17 protein-coding genes are annotated in these 17,956 nt (G+C 59.1%); 7 read left to right on the forward strand and 10 right to left on the reverse strand.

The features are described 5' to 3' along the window. Window positions 1-5: 5 nt before the first annotated feature. Entirely contained in the window at window positions 6-1,628 is a 1,623-nt protein-coding gene (locus tag VSQ83_RS23860; RefSeq protein ID WP_133074950.1) for an MFS transporter, read from the forward strand. Window positions 1,629-1,881: 253 nt separating this feature from the next. Here the strand turns inward: VSQ83_RS23860 and VSQ83_RS23865 are convergent, their stop codons facing one another. The 4 genes from VSQ83_RS23865 to glyQ all read right to left on the reverse strand — a co-directional run bounded on the left by VSQ83_RS23865 (window position 1,882) and on the right by glyQ (window position 6,281). Further along, on the reverse strand, window positions 1,882-2,655 hold the full coding sequence (locus VSQ83_RS23865) for a lysophospholipid acyltransferase family protein (RefSeq protein ID WP_133074951.1): 774 nt from the start codon (window positions 2,653-2,655) through the stop codon (window positions 1,882-1,884). Window positions 2,656-2,732: 77 nt separating this feature from the next. Continuing rightward, window positions 2,733-3,266: a D-glycero-beta-D-manno-heptose 1,7-bisphosphate 7-phosphatase gene (gene gmhB / locus VSQ83_RS23870; RefSeq protein ID WP_133074952.1), complete on the reverse strand. Its 534-nt coding sequence runs from the start codon at window positions 3,264-3,266 to the stop codon at window positions 2,733-2,735. A 10-nt stretch (window positions 3,267-3,276) separates the two neighbouring features. Continuing rightward, window positions 3,277-5,331, reverse strand: a complete 2,055-nt coding sequence (gene glyS / locus VSQ83_RS23875) for a glycine--tRNA ligase subunit beta (RefSeq protein WP_219261980.1) — start codon at window positions 5,329-5,331, stop codon at window positions 3,277-3,279. Continuing rightward, the gene (gene glyQ / locus VSQ83_RS23880) at window positions 5,328-6,281 is read right to left on the reverse strand and encodes a glycine--tRNA ligase subunit alpha (protein ID WP_326427644.1); all 954 of its coding nucleotides are present in this window, start codon (window positions 6,279-6,281) and stop codon (window positions 5,328-5,330) included. The genes glyS and glyQ overlap by 4 nt, the downstream gene beginning before the upstream one ends. Window positions 6,282-6,362: 81 nt before the next feature. Here glyQ and VSQ83_RS23885 point away from each other — a divergent pair, with 81 nt between their 5' ends. Together VSQ83_RS23885 and VSQ83_RS23890 are read left to right on the forward strand one after the other, a co-directional pair. Beyond that, window positions 6,363-6,920, forward strand: coding sequence for a DNA-3-methyladenine glycosylase I (locus VSQ83_RS23885; RefSeq protein ID WP_133074954.1), 558 nt, complete (start codon window positions 6,363-6,365; stop codon window positions 6,918-6,920). Window positions 6,921-7,073: 153 nt separating this feature from the next. Then, window positions 7,074-7,961, forward strand: coding sequence for a lysophospholipid acyltransferase (locus VSQ83_RS23890; protein WP_219261981.1), 888 nt, complete (start codon window positions 7,074-7,076; stop codon window positions 7,959-7,961). Window positions 7,962-8,075: 114 nt separating this feature from the next. Here VSQ83_RS23890 and VSQ83_RS23895 read toward each other — a convergent pair whose 3' ends face one another. From VSQ83_RS23895 to def, 5 genes are all read right to left on the reverse strand, one after another. Beyond that, window positions 8,076-8,387, reverse strand: coding sequence for a tetratricopeptide repeat protein (locus tag VSQ83_RS23895; RefSeq protein ID WP_133074955.1), 312 nt, complete (start codon window positions 8,385-8,387; stop codon window positions 8,076-8,078). A gap of 10 nt (window positions 8,388-8,397) precedes the next feature. Beyond that, complete coding sequence (trkA, locus tag VSQ83_RS23900) at window positions 8,398-9,774, reverse strand: Trk system potassium transporter TrkA (RefSeq protein WP_133074956.1); 1,377 nt, start codon at window positions 9,772-9,774, stop codon at window positions 8,398-8,400. A 19-nt stretch (window positions 9,775-9,793) separates the two neighbouring features. Continuing rightward, window positions 9,794-11,104 (reverse strand): 16S rRNA (cytosine(967)-C(5))-methyltransferase RsmB, encoded by a 1,311-nt coding sequence (gene rsmB / locus VSQ83_RS23905; protein ID WP_326427645.1) that lies wholly within the window; start codon window positions 11,102-11,104, stop codon window positions 9,794-9,796. After that, on the reverse strand, window positions 11,101-12,060 hold the full coding sequence (gene fmt / locus VSQ83_RS23910) for a methionyl-tRNA formyltransferase (RefSeq protein WP_133074958.1): 960 nt from the start codon (window positions 12,058-12,060) through the stop codon (window positions 11,101-11,103). Before fmt ends, rsmB begins: the two co-directional genes overlap by 4 nt. Window positions 12,061-12,275: 215 nt before the next feature. Beyond that, complete coding sequence (gene def / locus VSQ83_RS23915; RefSeq protein ID WP_019828628.1) at window positions 12,276-12,782, reverse strand: peptide deformylase; 507 nt, start codon at window positions 12,780-12,782, stop codon at window positions 12,276-12,278. A gap of 392 nt (window positions 12,783-13,174) precedes the next feature. Here def and dprA point away from each other — a divergent pair, with 392 nt between their 5' ends. Both dprA and VSQ83_RS23925 read left to right on the forward strand, forming a co-directional pair. Next, window positions 13,175-14,272, forward strand: a complete 1,098-nt coding sequence (gene dprA, locus VSQ83_RS23920) for a DNA-processing protein DprA (protein WP_326427647.1) — start codon at window positions 13,175-13,177, stop codon at window positions 14,270-14,272. Window positions 14,273-14,307: 35 nt separating this feature from the next. Then, window positions 14,308-14,865 (forward strand): L-threonylcarbamoyladenylate synthase, encoded by a 558-nt coding sequence (locus VSQ83_RS23925; protein ID WP_133074960.1) that lies wholly within the window; start codon window positions 14,308-14,310, stop codon window positions 14,863-14,865. A gap of 123 nt (window positions 14,866-14,988) precedes the next feature. Here VSQ83_RS23925 and VSQ83_RS23930 read toward each other — a convergent pair whose 3' ends face one another. Next, window positions 14,989-15,966, reverse strand: a complete 978-nt coding sequence (locus tag VSQ83_RS23930; RefSeq protein WP_133074961.1) for an NADPH:quinone reductase — start codon at window positions 15,964-15,966, stop codon at window positions 14,989-14,991. Window positions 15,967-16,128: 162 nt separating this feature from the next. Between VSQ83_RS23930 and hemF the strand changes: the two genes are divergently transcribed. Beyond that, on the forward strand, window positions 16,129-17,043 hold the full coding sequence (hemF, locus tag VSQ83_RS23935) for an oxygen-dependent coproporphyrinogen oxidase (RefSeq protein WP_133074962.1): 915 nt from the start codon (window positions 16,129-16,131) through the stop codon (window positions 17,041-17,043). A gap of 22 nt (window positions 17,044-17,065) precedes the next feature. Further along, a complete protein-coding gene (gene aroE / locus VSQ83_RS23940; RefSeq protein WP_326427648.1) occupies window positions 17,066-17,887 on the forward strand; it encodes a shikimate dehydrogenase in 822 nt (273 codons plus the stop codon). The last annotated feature ends 69 nt before the right edge of the window (window positions 17,888-17,956 follow it).

The raw sequence follows: 17,956 nt of genomic DNA on the forward strand, positions 1-17,956 counted from the left end.
TGAACATGTCAGACGCAATTGCAGAACAAGCAGCTCCCGCCAAGGGAACAACCGGTCGTGAAGAACGGAAAATCATTTTTGCGTCATCCCTCGGGACGGTTTTCGAGTGGTATGACTTTTTCTTGTATGGCGCTTTGGCAACCGTGCTCAGCAAGCAGTTCTTTGCGGGTGTAAACGACACCACGGCGTTCATTTTTGCCTTGATGGCTTTTGCCGCAGGCTTTTTGGTCAGACCCTTCGGAGCACTGGTTTTTGGCCGGTTGGGTGACATGATCGGGCGCAAATACACCTTCCTCATGACCATCATTCTGATGGGCCTTTCGACCTTTGCTGTCGGTCTGTTGCCGACTTACGCCAGTATCGGCATTGCGGCCCCGATCATGCTCGTGGTGTTGCGCATGCTTCAAGGGCTGGCGCTGGGGGGTGAGTATGGCGGTGCGGCCACCTATGTGGCAGAGCACGCAGCTCCCGGCAAACGCGGCTTTAACACCAGCTGGATTCAATCCACCGCGACCCTGGGCTTGTTGCTGTCGCTGGTGGTTGTATTGAGCTGCCGTTACCTGACCGGTGATCAGTTTGAAGTGTGGGGCTGGCGCCTGCCGTTCCTGCTGTCCATCGTGCTGCTGGGCATCTCGACCTGGATTCGCATGAGCATGCACGAGTCACCTGCTTTCGTGAAAATGAAAGCCGAAGGTAAAACCAGTAAATCGCCGATCCGCGAGTCGTTCGGTAAATGGGAAAACCTTAAAATTGTTCTGATTGCGCTGTTCGGCATCAACGCGGGCCAGGCGGTGACCTTCTATACCGCGCAGTTCTATGTGCTGTTCTTCCTCACGCAGATGCTCAGAATTGACCCGGCCCAGGCCAACATGTTGCTGATTATCAGCGTGATCATCGGTGCGCCGTTCTTTATCTTCTTCGGCTGGCTATCGGACAAGGTGGGGCGCAAGCCGATCCTGATGCTCGGCCTGTTGCTCGCCACCGTGTTGTACTTCCCGCTGTTCAAAGCATTGAGCCATTACGCCAACCCGCAGATTGATACTGCCAGCCGTCAGTCACCGATTGTGGTGATGGCTGACCCGGCCACGTGCACCTTCCAGTTTGACCCGGTGGGCAAGGCTCGTTTTGACAGCCCGTGCGACAAGGTCAAAACCTTTCTGGTGAAACAGGGCTTGCCGTACACCTCGCAGTCAGTTGCAGCAGGCACCGAGGTTCAGGTGTCCGTGGGCGAGAAGAAAATCAGCGGTTTCGACGAAGCCGCCATGCGCGCTGCAGTCACTGAAGCGGGCTACCCGGCCAAGGCCGACCCAAGCTCGGTCAATCAGCCGATGGTCGTGCTGATCATGGTATTGCTGACCCTCATCGCCACCATGACCTATGGCCCGCTGGCGGCGGTGATGGTCGAGCTGTTCCCGACCCGCATCCGTTACACCTCCATGTCCCTGCCCTACCACATTGGCAATGGCTGGTTTGGTGGGTTCCTGCCAACGGTATCGTTTGCGCTGGTGGTCTTCACCGGGGATATCTTCTATGGCCTGTGGTATCCGGTGGTGATTACCGGGGTCAGCCTGGTGGTGGGCATGATCTTCCTCAAGGAAACCAGGAACGTGAACATCGACAAGGTCTAGCCCATCGCGAGCAAGCCTGCTCCCACAGAATTGTTCGGTGGGAGCGGGGCTTGTCCGCGATGTCAACACGGCGGTCAGTCAGACTGTCAGACACAAAAAAACCGGCTGGAATAAGCCGGTTTTTTTATGTTCCAAGAAAAACTTATGCACGGTTTTCGGTAAAAAGTCTGAAATAGAAATAACTATTTAAATCATCGACTTACAGATGATTTTTGAAAAATATCAAAATCTTGTGCACACCTTATCCACAATTTTACTGACCCACGGCGGTGGTGATGGGTGCCGCCACTGGAGGCAGTGAACCCATGTCACGCTGAGCCTGTTCGTTCCAGGCTTGAACACGGTCGTTCAGCTCGGCAATCGCCCGTGGTCCAGTGCCGTTGGCGTACATCGGCTCACCAATGACCAGCTCGATCGTACCGGGCTTTTTAGCCCAGCCGGTCTTTGGCCAGTACTTGCCAGCATTGTGGGCAATTGGCAGTACCGGCAACTCGGCGTTGACCGCCAGGGCCGTACCGCCACGGGAAAACTTGCCCACCTGGCCAAACGGGACGCGGGTCCCTTCCGGGAAGATCAGCACCCAAATATTGTCCTTGAGCAGCTCATCACCTTTTTTGGCGATGTGCTTGAGCGCCGCCTTCGGGTTGTCACGGTCGATGGCAATCGGACGCAGCATCGCCATCGCCCAGCCAAAGAACGGTACATACAGCAGCTCACGCTTGAGAACCTGGCTCAACGGCTGAAAGTAAGCCGAGAGGAAGAACGTCTCCCAGGTACTTTGGTGGTTGGCCAGAATCACGCAAGGTCGTTGCGGGATGTTTTCAGCACCCGTCACGTTGACGTGAATGTTCAGAAACACTCGCGTCAGCCACAGCGCACAGCGGCACCAGTACACGTTGATAAACCGATAACGCGCACGGAACGGCAAAAAGGGGGCGACAAAAAAGCTCAGCGAGCACCACAGCAGAGAGCTGGTGCCCAGCAGCAGGTAAAAGAAGAAGGTTCTGATGGCCTGCAGGATCGACATAGCGACTTTTACCGTTGCGGATAGAGCACGACTGAACAACCCGATCCACCGTGTGATGGGGCGTGTTCAAACCTGCTCTATTTGTGGATAAGTTCTGCGGCAACTGCCGCCAGATCGTCAAATATTAGGGTATTAACCGGTAGAACTTTGGCCAAAGTTTGTAGGCCTTTTCCGGTTTTTACCAAAACGGGCTGAGAATCGACGGCTTGCGCAGCCTGCAAGTCACCCAAACTGTCACCGACAAACCAACATTGGGTCAAATCGGCGCCGTAATGCGCGGCAATCGTCTGGAGCATGCCTGGTTTGGGCTTGCGGCAAGCGCAGCCCTCATCAGGACCATGGGGGCAATAAACGATCAGCCCGACCTCGCCACCCTGCTGCGCCACCAACGCCCGTAAACGGGCGTGCATGGCGTCGAGTGTGGCGACATCGTAATAGCCGCGGGCAATGCCGGACTGGTTGGTCGCGATGGCGACGGTCCAGCCGGCTTTGCTCAACTGCGCAATGGCCTCGATCGCGCCGGGCAGTGGAATCCACTCCTCGACTGACTTGATGTAAGCGTCGGAGTCGACATTGATCACTCCGTCCCGATCGAGAATCAGCAGTTTCAACGGTAACCCCTCAGCCCAGCAGTGAAATATCGGCAACGCCCAGGAACAGGCCACGCAGACGTGCCAGCAATGCATAGCGGTTAGCTCGCACGCTCGCATCTTCAGCGTTGATCATCACCGCTTCGAAGAACGCATCCACCGGCTCGCGCAGGGAGGCCAGACGGGTCAGCGCTTCGTTGTACTGACGGGCAGCAGCCATTGGCTGTACCGCTTCGTCAGCCTTCTGGATGGCCGAGAACAACGAGAATTCACTGGCATTGTCGAAATAGCGGGCTTCAACGTGAGTTGAAACCGTGCCTTCAACCTTGCTCAGCAGATTCGATACACGCTTGTTCACGGCGGCCAGTGCAGCGGCTTCCGGCAATTGACGGAACGCCTGCACGGCTTGCACACGTTGATCGAAGTCCAGCGCCGATTTTGGATTGAGGGCACGTACCGACAGGTAAGTGGCAACGTCCACGCCTTCATCTTCATAACGCGCACGCAGGCGGTCGAAGATGAATTCCAGGACCTGGTCGGCCAAACCGGCCGACTTGATCTTGGCACCGAACGCGCTGACAGCGAAGTTCACCGCTTCAGTCAGGTCGAGGTCGAGTTTCTTGTCGATCAGAATGCGCAGGATACCCAGCGCGGCACGACGCAGTGCGTACGGGTCTTTGCTGCCGGTCGGCAACATGCCGATGCCGAAAATCCCTACGAGGGTGTCCAGCTTGTCAGCGATGGCCACTGCAGCGCCGGTCAGGGTGCTTGGCAACTCGGCGCCAGCGCCACGGGGCATGTATTGCTCGTTCAACGCCAGGGCGACGTCTTCAGGCTCACCGTCGTTCAGCGCGTAGTAGTAACCGGCAATGCCTTGCATTTCCGGGAACTCGCCGACCATTTCCGTGGCCAGGTCGCACTTGGACAGCAAACCGGCACGGGCTGCACGCGAAGCATCGCCGCCAATGCGCGGGGCAATGAATGCCGCCAGTTTGGACACGCGTTCGGCCTTGTCGTAAACGCTGCCCAGTTGAGCCTGGAACACTACGTTTTGCAGGCGCAGGTTGAAGCTTTCGAGTGTCTGCTTTTTGTCTTGCTTGAAGAAGAACTCGGCATCGGTCAGACGTGGGCGAACCACTTTCTCGTTACCCGAAATGATCTGCTTCGGATCTTTGCTCTCGATGTTGGCCACGGTAATAAAGCGCGGCAGCAACTTGCCATCAACGTCCAGCAGGCAGAAATACTTCTGGTTGTCCTGCATGGTGGTGATCAGGGCTTCTTGCGGCACATCCAGGAAGCGCTCTTCAAACGAGCACACCAGTGGCACCGGCCATTCAACCAGCGCGGTGACTTCGTCGAGCAGGCTTGGCGGCACGATTGCAGTACCTTCCTGCATCGTCGCCAGCTCGGCTACACGCTTGGAAATCAGCTCACGACGCTCATTGAAGTCTGCCAGCACGTAGGCTTTGCGCAGGTCTTCGAGGTAGTTGGCCGGTGCTGTGATGGTGACGTTTTCCGGATGATGGAAACGGTGACCACGGGAGTCGCGCCCCGATTTTTGCGCCAGGATCGTACAGTCGATCACTTCATCGCCCAGCAGCATCACCAGCCATTGGGTTGGACGCACGAACTCGACCTTGCGGGCACCCCAGCGCATGCGCTTGGGGATAGGCAGGTCGTTGAGCGAATCTTCAACGATGGTCGGCAGCAGGGTGGCGGTCGGCTTGCCGACGATCACCTGGCTGAAACGCAGCTTTGGGCCGCTCTGATCGATTTCGCTCAGCTCAACGCCGCACTTCTTGGCGAAGCCAAGGGCTGCCTGGGTCGGGTTGCCTTCAGCGTCGAAGGCTGCCTGACGTGGCGGGCCATCGATATTGATGCTGCGGTCCGGTTGCTGGGTATCGAGCTGGGTCAGCAGCACGGCCAGGCGACGCGGCGCGGCGTAAACCTTCTTCGCGCTGAAGTTCAGACCTGCGCCTTGCAAACCTTTTTCAATCCCGGCGAGAAACGCATCAGCCAGGGTATTGAGGGCTTTTGGCGGCAGTTCTTCAGTGCCCAGTTCAACCAGAAAATCTTGAGCACTCATTGTGCAGCCTCCAACTTAGCCAACACTTCATCACGCAAATCAGGTGGAGCCATCGGGAAGCCCAGCTTGGCGCGAGCTTCGAGATAGGCCTGAGCCACCGCACGGGCCAGGGTACGCACACGCAGGATGTACTGCTGACGCGCTGTCACGGAAATGGCGCGACGGGCATCAAGCAGGTTGAAGGTGTGCGACGCCTTGAGCACCATTTCATAGCTTGGCAACGGCAGCGGCTGCTCCAGTTCGATCAGGCGCTTGGCTTCGCTTTCATAGAAATCGAACAGCTCGAACAGCTTGTCGACGTTGGCGTGTTCGAAGTTGTAGGTCGATTGCTCGACTTCGTTCTGATGGAACACATCGCCGTAGGTCACTTTGCCGAACGGGCCGTCAGTCCATACCAAGTCGTAGACGGAATCTACGCCTTGCAGGTACATCGCCAGGCGCTCAAGGCCGTAGGTGATTTCGCCAGTTACCGGGTAGCACTCAATGCCGCCGACTTGCTGGAAGTAGGTGAACTGGGTGACTTCCATACCGTTAAGCCAGATTTCCCAGCCCAGACCCCAGGCGCCCAGAGTTGGCGATTCCCAGTTGTCTTCGACGAAACGGATGTCGTGTACCAGAGGGTCCAGGCCGATGTGTTTCAGCGAACCCAGGTACAGCTCCTGGAAGTTTGGCGGGTTTGGCTTCAAGACTACCTGGAACTGGTAGTAGTGCTGCAAACGGTTAGGGTTTTCGCCGTAGCGGCCGTCAGTCGGGCGACGACTGGGCTGCACATAAGCGGCGTTCCAGGTTTCCGGGCCCAGAGAGCGCAAAAACGTGGCGGTATGGAATGTGCCGGCGCCCACTTCCATATCGTAGGGCTGAAGCACCACACAACCTTGCTCGGCCCAGTATTGCTGGAGGGCGAGGATCAAGTCTTGGAAGGTACGCACTGCTGGCGTAGGCTGGCTCACAAATTCACCTGTTTCTTGGGCTGCGATTTAAAGAGCGGGAGTATACCCGATTCGGTCGCCCCTCCACCCCCTGGAGCCTATATGGCACGTTGCTTCTGGTGTTCAGACGATCCGCTGTACACCGCTTATCACGATCAAGAGTGGGGAGTGCCGTTGCGCGATGCGCATGGGCTGTTCGAGTTGTTATTGCTCGAAGGGTTCCAGGCGGGTTTGTCCTGGATCACGGTTTTAAAGAAGCGCGAGCATTATCGCAAGGTCATGTTCGGCTTCGATGTGCAGCGTTTGGCGATCATGAGCGACGCCGAAATAGAAGCGTTGCTGCAAGATCCCGGGATCATCCGCAACCGGCTCAAGGTGGCTGGAGCACGGCGTAATGCCCAGGCCTGGCTGGCGCTGGACAACCCCGTCGAGTTTTTATGGTCGTTCGTGGGCGGCAAGCCGAAGATCAACCACTTCACCGAACGCCATGAATTTCCGGCCGTGACACCTGAGGCCGAAGCCATGAGCAAAGGCCTGAAAAAAGCCGGATTCACGTTCGTCGGCCCGACCATTTGCTACGCCTTTATGCAGGCCAGCGGCATGGTCATGGACCACGCCACCTATTGCGACCGTTACGCCGAACTGGCAAACGGCGGTTAGAATGCTGGCCTATTGCATTAAATCCTGTAGTCGCTGCCGAAGGCTGCGATAAGGTCCGAAGGACCTTCAACAATGGGGCTGCTGCGCAACCCATCGCAGCCTCGTACCTCGTCAGCGACTACAAAGCCGTTTTGTTTTGAATGGGATAACCCTGTGGAAAAGTTTAAAGGCGCCTTGCTGGTCGGGGCTTTGCGATTGTTTGCCATGCTCCCGTGGGGCGCGGTGCAGCGCGTGGGGTCGGCCATTGGCTGGTTGATGTGGAAACTGCCTAACCGATCGCGCGATGTAGTGCGTATCAACCTGGCCAAGTGTTTCCCCGAGATGGACCCGGTAGCCCGTGAGCAACTGGTGGGCCAAACCCTCAAGGACATCGGCAAAAGCCTGACCGAGAGCGCTTGCGCCTGGATCTGGCCCGCCCAGCGTTCCATTGATCTGGTGCGTGAAGTCGAAGGCCTGGACGTGCTCAAGGCCGCTTTGGCCTCCGGCAAGGGCGTAGTGGGCATCACCAGCCACCTGGGTAACTGGGAAGTGCTCAACCACTTCTACTGCAGCCAGTGCAAACCGATCATTTTTTATCGCCCGCCCAAGCTCAAGGCGGTAGACGAACTGCTGCAAAAACAACGTGTGCAACTGGGCAACCGCGTGGCCGCATCGACCAAAGAAGGCATTTTGAGTGTCATCAAGGAAGTGCGAAAAGGCGGTCAGGTCGGGATTCCGGCCGACCCGGAGCCAGCAGAGTCAGCCGGTATCTTTGTACCGTTCCTCGGCACGATGGCCCTGACCAGCAAGTTTGTGCCCAACATGCTGGCGGGTGGCAAGGCAGTGGGCGTGTTCCTGCACGCACTGCGCCTGCCGGACGGTTCGGGCTTTAAAGTGATTCTGGAAGCGGCGCCCGAAGAGATGTACAGCACCGACACGGCAACCTCGTGTGCGGCCATGAGCAAGGTGGTCGAAAAATATGTGCGGGCGTACCCGAGCCAGTACATGTGGAGCATGAAGCGCTTCAAAAAGCGTCCGCCGGGAGAGGCGCGCTGGTACTAAAGCCACTCACCCCTGTGGGAGCGGGCTTGCTCGCGATTGCATCGACGCGGTTTTAAAACTGAACCGCGCTGTCTGCATCGCGAGCAAGCCCGCTCTCACATTGGATGGGCAGTGTCAGGAGACTTTATCGAGTTTCTTCAAAAACACGGTCATTTCTTTCTCGGCCTGTTTGTCGCCATGGGCCTGGGCTGCTGCAATCCCTTGCTCCCATGCCGTGCGCGCGGCCACACGATCGCCCGCCGCCAGTTGCGCCTTGCCCAGCAGCTTCCAGGCTGCGGAATACTTGGGGTCAAACGCCACACAGCGTTGCAGGTGCTCCGCCGCCTTGAGGTTATCCCCAAGGTCGAGATAACCCTTGCCCAGGCCAAAGCGCAGCAATGAGTTATCCACACCCTTGGCCAGCATTTTTTCCAGTGACTCCAGCATTCCTGACTCCTTAGAAAAAGCTCAATCCCACGTGGAACAGCTTCTCTACGTCGCGAATATGCTTTTTATCCACAAGGAACAAGATCACGTGGTCGCCAGCATTGATCACAGTAGAGTCGTGGGCAATCAGTACTTCTTCGTCGCGAATAATCGCGCCAATCGTAGTGCCCGGCGGCAGATTGATCTCGCCGATACGACGACCAATCACTTTGCTTGACCTCGAATCACCGTGGGCAATCGCCTCGATCGCCTCGGCCGCTCCACGGCGCAATGAGTGCACGCTGACGATATCGCCACGGCGCACGTGGGCCAGCAAGGTGCCGATGGTGGCCAACTGGGGGCTGATGGCGATATCGATCTCGCCGCCCTGGATCAGATCCACGTAGGCCGGGTTGTTGATGATGGTCATCACCTTTTTTGCACCCAGGCGCTTGGCCAGCAGCGAGGACATGATATTGGCCTCGTCGTCGTTGGTCAGGGCCAAAAATACGTCGGCGTCCGCAATGTTCTCTTCGAGCATCAAATCGCGGTCAGAAGCGCTGCCTTGCAGCACCACAGTGCTGTCGAGGGTGTCGGACAAATAACGGCAACGTGCCGGGTTCATCTCGATGATCTTGACCTGATACCGGCTTTCAATCGCCTCGGCCAAACGCTCACCGATCTGCCCGCCACCGGCGATCACAATGCGCTTGTAGCTTTCGTCGAGACGGCGCATTTCGCTCATTACGGCGCGAATGTTGGCCTTGGCGGCGATGAAAAAGACCTCATCGTCAGCCTCAATCACCGTATCGCCACGGGGGGTGATCGGCCGGTCACGTCGGAAAATCGCTGCTACTCGCGTATCCACATTCGGCATGTGTTCACGGAGCTGGCGCAGTTGCTGACCAATCAACGGGCCGCCGTAGTACGCCTTGACCGCCACCAGTTGTGCCTTGCCTTCGGCAAAGTCGATGACCTGCAAGGCGCCGGGGTGTTCGATCAGGCGCTTGATGTAATTGGTTACTACCTGCTCGGGGCTGATCAACACGTCGACCGGGATTGCGTCGTTGTCGAACAACTCCTGGCCGCGTGTCAGATAAGCCGCCTCGCGGACCCGGGCGATTTTGGTCGGGGTATGAAACAGCGTGTAGGCCACCTGGCACGCGACCATATTGGTCTCGTCGCTGTTGGTGACCGCCACCAGCATGTCGGCGTCATCCGCCCCCGCCTGACGCAGCACATTGGGCAGCGAGGCTCGGCCCTGCACGGTCCGAATATCGAGGCGATCACCGAGGTCGCGCAGGCGCTCACCATCAGTGTCGACCACGGTGATGTCGTTGGCTTCGCTGGCCAAATGTTCTGCCAGCGTACCGCCGACCTGGCCTGCGCCGAGGATGATGATTTTCATGCCTGCAATCCCTAATCAGTTAGCCGCGAGCGGCTGCGATTTTGATCAATTTGGCGTAGTAGAAGCCGTCGTGCCCGCCCTCTTGCGCCAGCAACTGGCGGCCGTGGGGTTGCTTGAGACCGAACTGCCCGGCGATATCCAGCTCTCGGGCGCCCGGGGTACGGGCGAGAAAGGCTTCGATCACGTCGGTGTTTTCAGTCGGCAACGTCGAGCAGGTGGCATAGAGCAAGATGCCACCAACTTCCAGAGTTGGCCACATCGCGTCCAGCAGTTCGCCTTGCAAGGCTGCGAGCGCGGCAATGTCATCGGGTTGGCGGGTCAGCTTGATGTCCGGGTGACGGCGGATAACACCGGTCGCCGAACACGGCGCATCCAGCAGGATGCGCTGGAAGGGCTTGCCGTCCCACCAGGTGGCAGTGTCGCGGCCATCGGCAGCGATCAGCTCGGCGCTCAGGCCCAGACGCTCAAGGTTTTCGCGCACGCGCACCAGACGCTTGGCTTCCAGGTCGACCGCCACTACGCCCGCCAGTGCAGGTTCGACTTCCAGGATGTGGCAGGTTTTACCGCCCGGTGCGCAGCAGGCGTCAAGCACACGCTGGCCCGGCGCCAGATCCAGAAGGTTGGCGGCCAGTTGCGCGGCCTCGTCCTGCACGCTGATCCATCCTTCGGCAAAGCCCGGCAGATTGCGTACATCGCAGGCTTGGGCCAGCACGATCCCGTCCTGGCTGTAGACACACGGCTGGGCCTCGATCCCGGCCTCGACCAGCAACTGCAGATACCCATCGCGGCTGTGGTGACGACGGTTAACCCGAAGAATCATCGGCGGGTGGGCATTGTTGGCCGCGCAAATAGCTTCCCACTGCTCAGGCCAGAAGGCCTTCAGGGATTTTTGCAGCCAGCGCGGGTGGGCGGTACGCACCACGGGATCATGCTCCAGCTCGGCCAGCAAGGCTTCGCTCTCGCGCTGGGCGTTGCGCAGCACGGCGTTGAGCAGGGCTTTGGCCCACGGCTTTTTCAGCTTGTCGGCGCAGCCTACGGTTTCGCCGATGGCAGCGTGGGCCGGAATACGGGTGTAGAGCAGTTGATACAGACCGACCAGCAGCAGCGCCTCGACGTCCGCATCCGCAGCCTTGAACGGCTTTTGCAGCAGCTTGTTGGCCAGCGCCGACAGGCGCGGCTGCCAGCGGGCAGTACCGAACGCCAGGTCCTGGGTCAGGCCGCGATCGCGCACCTCAACCTTGTCCAGTTGCAGAGGCAAGGAGCTGTTGAGCGATGCTTTGCCGTTCAACACGGCAGTCAGTGCCTTGGCAGCGGCCAGACGAGGGTTCATTGCGCGTTTTCCGTTTGACCGAGGGTGATGCCGACAGCGAATTTCTCACGGCGACTGTTGAAAAAATCACTGAAGTTCAGTGCTTTGCCGCCAGGTAATTGCAGACGTGTCAGGCATAGCGCGCCTTCACCGCAGCCAACGATCAGGCCGTCTTTGCTCGCGGCAATAATCTGCCCCGGCGCGCCCTTGGCGTCAGCAATGGTAGCGGCCAGCACCTTGAGGGCTTCACCACTGAGCGTGCTGTGGCAAATCGGCCAGGGGTTGAAGGCGCGAATCAGACGCTCCAACTCAACAGCCGGGCGGCTCCAGTCGATGCGTGCTTCGTCTTTATTGAGCTTGTGGGCGTAGGTCGCCAGGCTGTCGTCCTGCACGTCGCCTTGCAGCGTGCCCGCAGCCAGCCCGGCTATGGCCTGGATAACGGCCGGTGGGCCCAACTCTGCCAGACGGTCGTGCAGGCTGCCGCCGGTGTCGTCGGCAGTGATCGGGGTGACAGACTTGAGCAGCATGGGGCCGGTATCCAGACCCGCCTCCATGCGCATCACGGTCACACCGCTTTCACTGTCGCCTGCTTCGATGGCGCGTTGAATCGGCGCCGCTCCACGCCAGCGTGGCAACAAGGACGCGTGGCTGTTGATGCAGCCCAGACGCGGAATATCCAGCACCACTTGAGGCAGGATCAGGCCGTATGCCACCACCACCAGCAAGTCCGGCTTGAGCGCGGCCAGTTCGGCTTGAGCCTCGGGTGCGCGCAGGGTTGGCGGCTGCATGACCGGGATGTTGTGTTCCAGGGCCAGTTGCTTGACCGGGCTTGGCATCAGCTTTTGCCCGCGCCCGGCCGGACGATCCGGTTGGGTGTAGACCGCGACGATCTCGTAAGGGGTGCTTAGCAGCGCCTTGAGGTGTTCGGCGGCGAATTCTGGGGTGCCAGCAAAGACGATGCGCAGTGGCTCAGTCATGGATTACTCACTTGGAATAGGGGGGAGAGTCCTGCGAGATACCTGTAGCCGCTGACGAGGAACGAGGCTGCGATCGGGTGCGAAGCGGCCGTAAATTCAGACGACGCGGTGTGTCAGCGGCATTCAGGGCGCGGGTTTTACGGCTGCTACGCACCCGATCGCAGCCTCGTTCCTCGTCAGCGGCTACAAGAGCAGCGCTGACCTCAGGCAATTGATCAAGCGTTCTGGCGGTGCAGTTTTTCCAGCTTCTTCTTGATCCGGTCACGCTTGAGCGTAGACAGGTAATCCACGAACAGCTTGCCGTTGAGGTGGTCGCATTCGTGCTGAATGCACACCGCCAGCAGGCCTTCGGCGATCATTTCGAAAGGCTTGCCGTCACGGTCCAGCGCCTTGATCTTGACACGCTGTGGGCGATCGACGTTTTCGTAGTAACCCGGTACCGAGAGGCAGCCTTCCTGATACTGGCCCATCTCGTCGGACAGGATCTCGAACTCCGGGTTGATAAACACCATGGGTTCGCTGCGGTCTTCGCTCAGATCCATGACCACGATGCGTTTGTGCACGTTGATCTGAGTGGCGGCCAGACCGATGCCCGGCGCCTCGTACATGGTTTCAAACATGTCATCGATCAACTGACGGACTTCGTCGTCCACAACCGCCACGGGTTTGGCGATGGTACGCAGACGCGAGTCTGGGAATTCGAGGATGTTCAAAATAGCCATAAGTTTGATTGGTGCACTGTGTGAAAGATTCAAAAACGGTTGTCAGGTGGGTCCTGTGGACTCGAGCAACCTGTGCAAAACGTCTCCTTCAGAGAGAACCCGCTCGGGCTCTGGCGTTTCACGCGAGTACACATAATAAAGGGATTCACCCGCGGATGAAACGACTAGCTGCCGGGCTGCACGCGCAGGTGGCCGGTGCATGTCTCAATTTGAAACCTGTGAGATCAGCCTCTTGGCAGCGTTCAACTAATGTTGGGTTTCTACGTACGGTTTCAAGGTCCGGCCGGTGGCTCAATCGTACCGTTCTCATCGTTTCCCAAACAACTTGTCAACAGACTTATCCACAGCTTGTTCCTTATGTTCAGATGGAATAACCGATCAAGGATGATCCTATGCCGTTGTCAGAAATATCCCCGGCTGAACTCGAAGCCCGTTTGCGTTTGCACCGCCTGCCCGAGATTGGGCCACGGCGTTACTACACCCTTTTCAGGGCCTTCGGTTCGGCCAGTTCGGCGCTCAGTGCGCCTGCCTCCGCCTGGCATGCATTGGGGCTGCCCGCAGCCTGTGCCCAGGCGCGACGCAGCCCTGAGGTTCGCGAGGGTGCCAGCGCTGCATTGCGCTGGCTTGAGCGCTCCGGGCAGCACGTGCTGTTCCATGACCAGGCCGATTACCCTGCTTTATTGAGTGAACTCAGCGATGCTCCCCCCGTGTTATTCGTGGCTGGGGCCCCTTCTATTCTGGAAAAGCCGCAGCTGGCGATGGTCGGTAGCCGACGCGCTTCACGCCCGGGCCTGGACACCACAGCAGCCTTTTCCCGCAGCCTTGCCGGAGCCGGTTTTGTAATTACCAGCGGGCTGGCGCTGGGGGTAGACGGCGCGGCGCATCAAGCCGCTCTGGACGTTGGCGGACAGACGGTGGGCGTATTGGGTACCGGTTTGCAAAAACTTTATCCACAGCGCCATCGCGCCCTGGCAGACGCAATGATTGCCAGCGGCAGCGCGGTGGTTTCGGAGTTCCCTCTGGACGCCGGCCCGCTACCGGCCAACTTCCCGCGGCGTAACCGAATCATCAGCGGTTTATCCCTTGGCGTGCTGGTGGTGGAGGCCAGTGTGGCCAGCGGCTCGCTGATCACCGCCCGCCTGGCGGCCGAACAGGGGCGCGAGGTGTACGCCATGCCCGGCTCTATCCACCATCCGGGGGCACGGGGTTGTCATCAGTTGATCCGCGATGGCGCCACTCTGGTCGAGACCGTGGAGCATATTCTGGAAGGCCTGCGTGGCTGGCGCTCATTGCCGTTATCCACAAGCGATTTATTTACACCAAGCTGTCATCCATTAGTGCAATTGTTGCAGGCAGCGCCTCAAACCAGCGAAGCACTGGTCACTGCCAGTGGTTGGGATTTACCTCGATTGCTGGCGGCAATGACCGAACTCGAACTGGCGGGGCACGTCGTGCTGGAGGGCGGGCGTTGGTTTGCGCGGCCCAGCTAAGTACACTGCGTGTAGTACATATCTGGAGACATTCAATGATCAGCACCTGGCGCGTCCAACAAGCTGCAAGAGCCATTCGCGCAGGCGCGGTGATTGCCTATCCAACCGAGGCGGTCTGGGGTTTGGGCTGCGACCCGTGGGATGAGGAAGCGGTCGAGCGGTTGCTGGCGATCAAGTCGCGGCCTGTGGATAAAGGCCTGATTGTGGTGGCAGACAACATCCACCAATTCGACTTTCTGTTTGAAGACTTCCCCCAGGAATGGATCGACCGTATGGCCAGCACCTGGCCGGGGCCGAACACCTGGCTGGTGCCGCATCAGGGCTTGTTGCCCGAGTGGATCACCGGCGTGCATGACACCGTGGCGCTGCGTGTGAGTGATCACCCGCTGGTGCGTGAGCTGTGTGCGTTGGTGGGGCCTATCGTGTCGACGTCCGCCAACCCGGCGGGCTTGCCCGCTGCGCGTACCCGGTTAAAAGTTGAGCAGTATTTCCGTGGGCAAATTGATCATGTACTGGGCGGCAATCTGGGCGGGCGTAAAAACCCGAGCCTGATCCGCGATCTGGCGAGCGGCAAGGTGGTTCGCCCGGCGTAGGCACACAGGCTTTTCTGTTGTGTGGGAGCGGGCTTGCTCGCGATTGAGGCACTACGGTGTGTCAGTTACACCGCAGCGATTCCATTGCGAGCAAGCCCGCTCCCACAGGGATGGACGCTTGTTTTAAGGCAACAAAATCGTAGAACCCGTCGTACGGCGTGCCGACAACTCAGTCTGTGCCCTGGCGGCATCACTCAGCGCAAAACGCTGGCTGATATCAACCTTGATTGCACCACTGCGAATCATCGCAAACAGCTCATCGGCCATCGCTTGCAGGTTTTCGGCGCTATTGGCGTAGGACGCCAGTGTTGGGCGGGTCACGTACAGCGAGCCCTTCTGCGACAAAATCCCCAGGTTAACCCCGGTCACCGCCCCCGATGCGTTGCCAAAGCTGACCATAAGACCACGGGGTGCCACGCAATCGAGCGAGGTCAGCCAGGTGTCTTTGCCCACGCCGTCATACACCACCGGGCACTTCTTGCCGTCGGTCAATTCCAGCACACGCTTGGCCACATCCTCATGGCTATAGTCGATGGTTTCCCATGCGCCCAGCGCTTTGGCATGGGCCGCTTTTTCGGCTGAACTGACGGTGCCGATCAGCTTTACGCCCAGCGCTTTTGCCCATTGGCAGGCAATCGAACCGACGCCACCGGCGGCAGCGTGAAACAGGATTGTTTCGCCACCTTTGAGTTCATAGGTCTGACGCAGCAAGTATTGGGTTGTCAGCCCCTTGAGCATCACGGCGGCGGCCTGCTCAAAGGAAATATCATCGGGCAGTTTCACCACATTCGCGGCGGGCAACACATGCAACTCGCTGTATGCGCCCAAGGGGCCGGTGCCGTAGGCCACGCGATCTCCGACCTTAACGGTACGCACTTCACTGCCCACCGCTTCAACAACCCCTGCGCCCTCATTGCCCAGCCCGGACGGCAGCTCAGCCAGCGGGTACAAGCCGCCACGGTAATAGGTATCGATGAAATTCAGACCGATGGCCTGATTGCGTACCCGCACGTGCTGCGGGCCCGGCTCGGCGGGTTGGAAGTCGACATACTCAAGCACTTCAGGGCCGCCGTGGGCCCGAAACTGGATACGCTTAGCCATCTGCACTTTCCTTGCTGAATTGACGAAGCCGCTATCCAACGCTTAAGCGTGATCTTCGTCAACTGCGGTGATGCGCAGGGCGATGTTATGCTAGCGGCCCTTTGCCGCCGGCCCCGCTCTGATGGACGTGCCGCGTCGCTTTGCCCGATTTAAGGTGATGTCATGACTACTCGCACCGAGGCTGTAAAAGCCTATCTGCTCGACCTTCAAGACCGCATTTGCAACGCACTGCAAACTGAAGACGGCGGCACTCAATTCGTTGAAGACGCCTGGCAGCGCCCGGCGGGCGGTGGCGGTCGTACCCGTGTAATTGAAAACGGCCACGTGATTGAGAAAGGCGGCGTCAACTTTTCCCACGTTTTTGGCAGCGGTTTGCCGCCATCCGCCAGCGCCCATCGCCCAGAATTGGCGGGCCGTGGCTTTGAAGCCCTGGGTGTGTCGCTGGTGATCCACCCGCACAACCCGCATGTGCCAACATCCCACGCCAACGTGCGCTTTTTCATCGCTGAAAAAGAAGGTGAAGAGCCGGTCTGGTGGTTCGGTGGCGGCTTTGACCTCACGCCCTACTACGCCGTTGAAGAAGACTGCGTGCACTGGCATCGCGTGGCCGAGCAGGCGTGTGCGCCGTTTGGCACCGATGTGTACCCGCGCTACAAGGCCTGGTGCGACACCTACTTCCATATCAAGCATCGCAACGAGCCACGGGGCATTGGCGGCCTGTTTTTCGATGACTTGAACGAGTGGGATTTCGATACCTGTTTCGCCTTTATTCGTGCCATTGGCGACGCCTATATCGACGCCTACCTTCCGATCGTTCAGCGCCGCAAAAACGACGAATACACCGCCCAGCAGCGTGAATTCCAGGAATTCCGCCGTGGCCGCTACGTGGAATTCAACCTGGTCTATGACCGTGGCACCCTGTTTGGCCTGCAATCGGGCGGTCGCACCGAGTCGATCCTGATGTCGCTGCCGCCGCAAGTTCGCTGGGGCTACGACTGGAAAGCCGAGCCGGGCAGCCCGGAAGCGCGTCTGACGGATTACTTCCTGCAAGACCGCGACTGGTTAGCCAACGCCTGACATTGCCCGAGGAGCTTGCCTGATGGACCGTTACGTCGTTTTTGGTAACCCGATTGCCCACAGCAAATCCCCGGTACTGCATCGCCTGTTTGCCGAGCAAACCGGTCAAGTCATGCAATACGACACCTTGCTCGCGCCGCTGGATGATTTTTCCGGCTGTGCCACGGCGTTCTTTCAAGAGGGGCGCGGCGCAAACGTCACCGTGCCATTCAAAGAAGATGCCTACCGCCTGGCCGATCAACTGACCGCCCGCGCGCAACGGGCCGGTGCCGTCAATACGCTGAGCAAGCTGGCCGACGGCAGTTTGCTGGGGGACAACACCGACGGCGCGGGGCTGGTGCGCGACCTGACAGTCAATGCCAGTTTCAGCCTCAAGGGCAAACGCATCCTGGTACTGGGCGCGGGCGGTGCGGTGCGGGGTGCGCTGGAGCCGCTGCTGGCTGAAGGGCCGGCCTCGGTCACCATCGCCAACCGCACCGTTGAAAAAGCCGAGTTACTGGCCGAGTTGTTCAGCGACCTGGGCCCGGTGGCTGCAAGCGGTTTTGACTGGCTGCACGAGCCGGTCGACCTGATCATCAATGCCACCTCGGCCAGCTTGAGCGGCGAACTGCCACCTATTGCCAGCAGCCTGATCGAGCCGGGTAAAACCCTGTGCTACGACATGATGTACGGCAAGGAGCCGACGCCTTTTTGCGTGTGGGCCAGCGGGCATGGTGCGGGTCAGGTGATGGACGGTTTGGGGATGCTCGCTGAACAGGCGGGTGAGGCGTTTTACCTGTGGCGCGGTGTGCGGCCGGACACGGCCCCGGCGTTGGCTGAGTTGCGGCGGTTGCTGGCGCTTTAACTGTGTGTGGGTTTGCTTGCGATTCGGCTGGTGCGGTGTATCAGCAACCCTGTGCCGATCCCATCGCGA

Source organism: Pseudomonas sp. DSV-1 (genome assembly GCF_035830915.1).
Taxonomy (GTDB): Bacteria; Pseudomonadota; Gammaproteobacteria; order Pseudomonadales; family Pseudomonadaceae; genus Aquipseudomonas.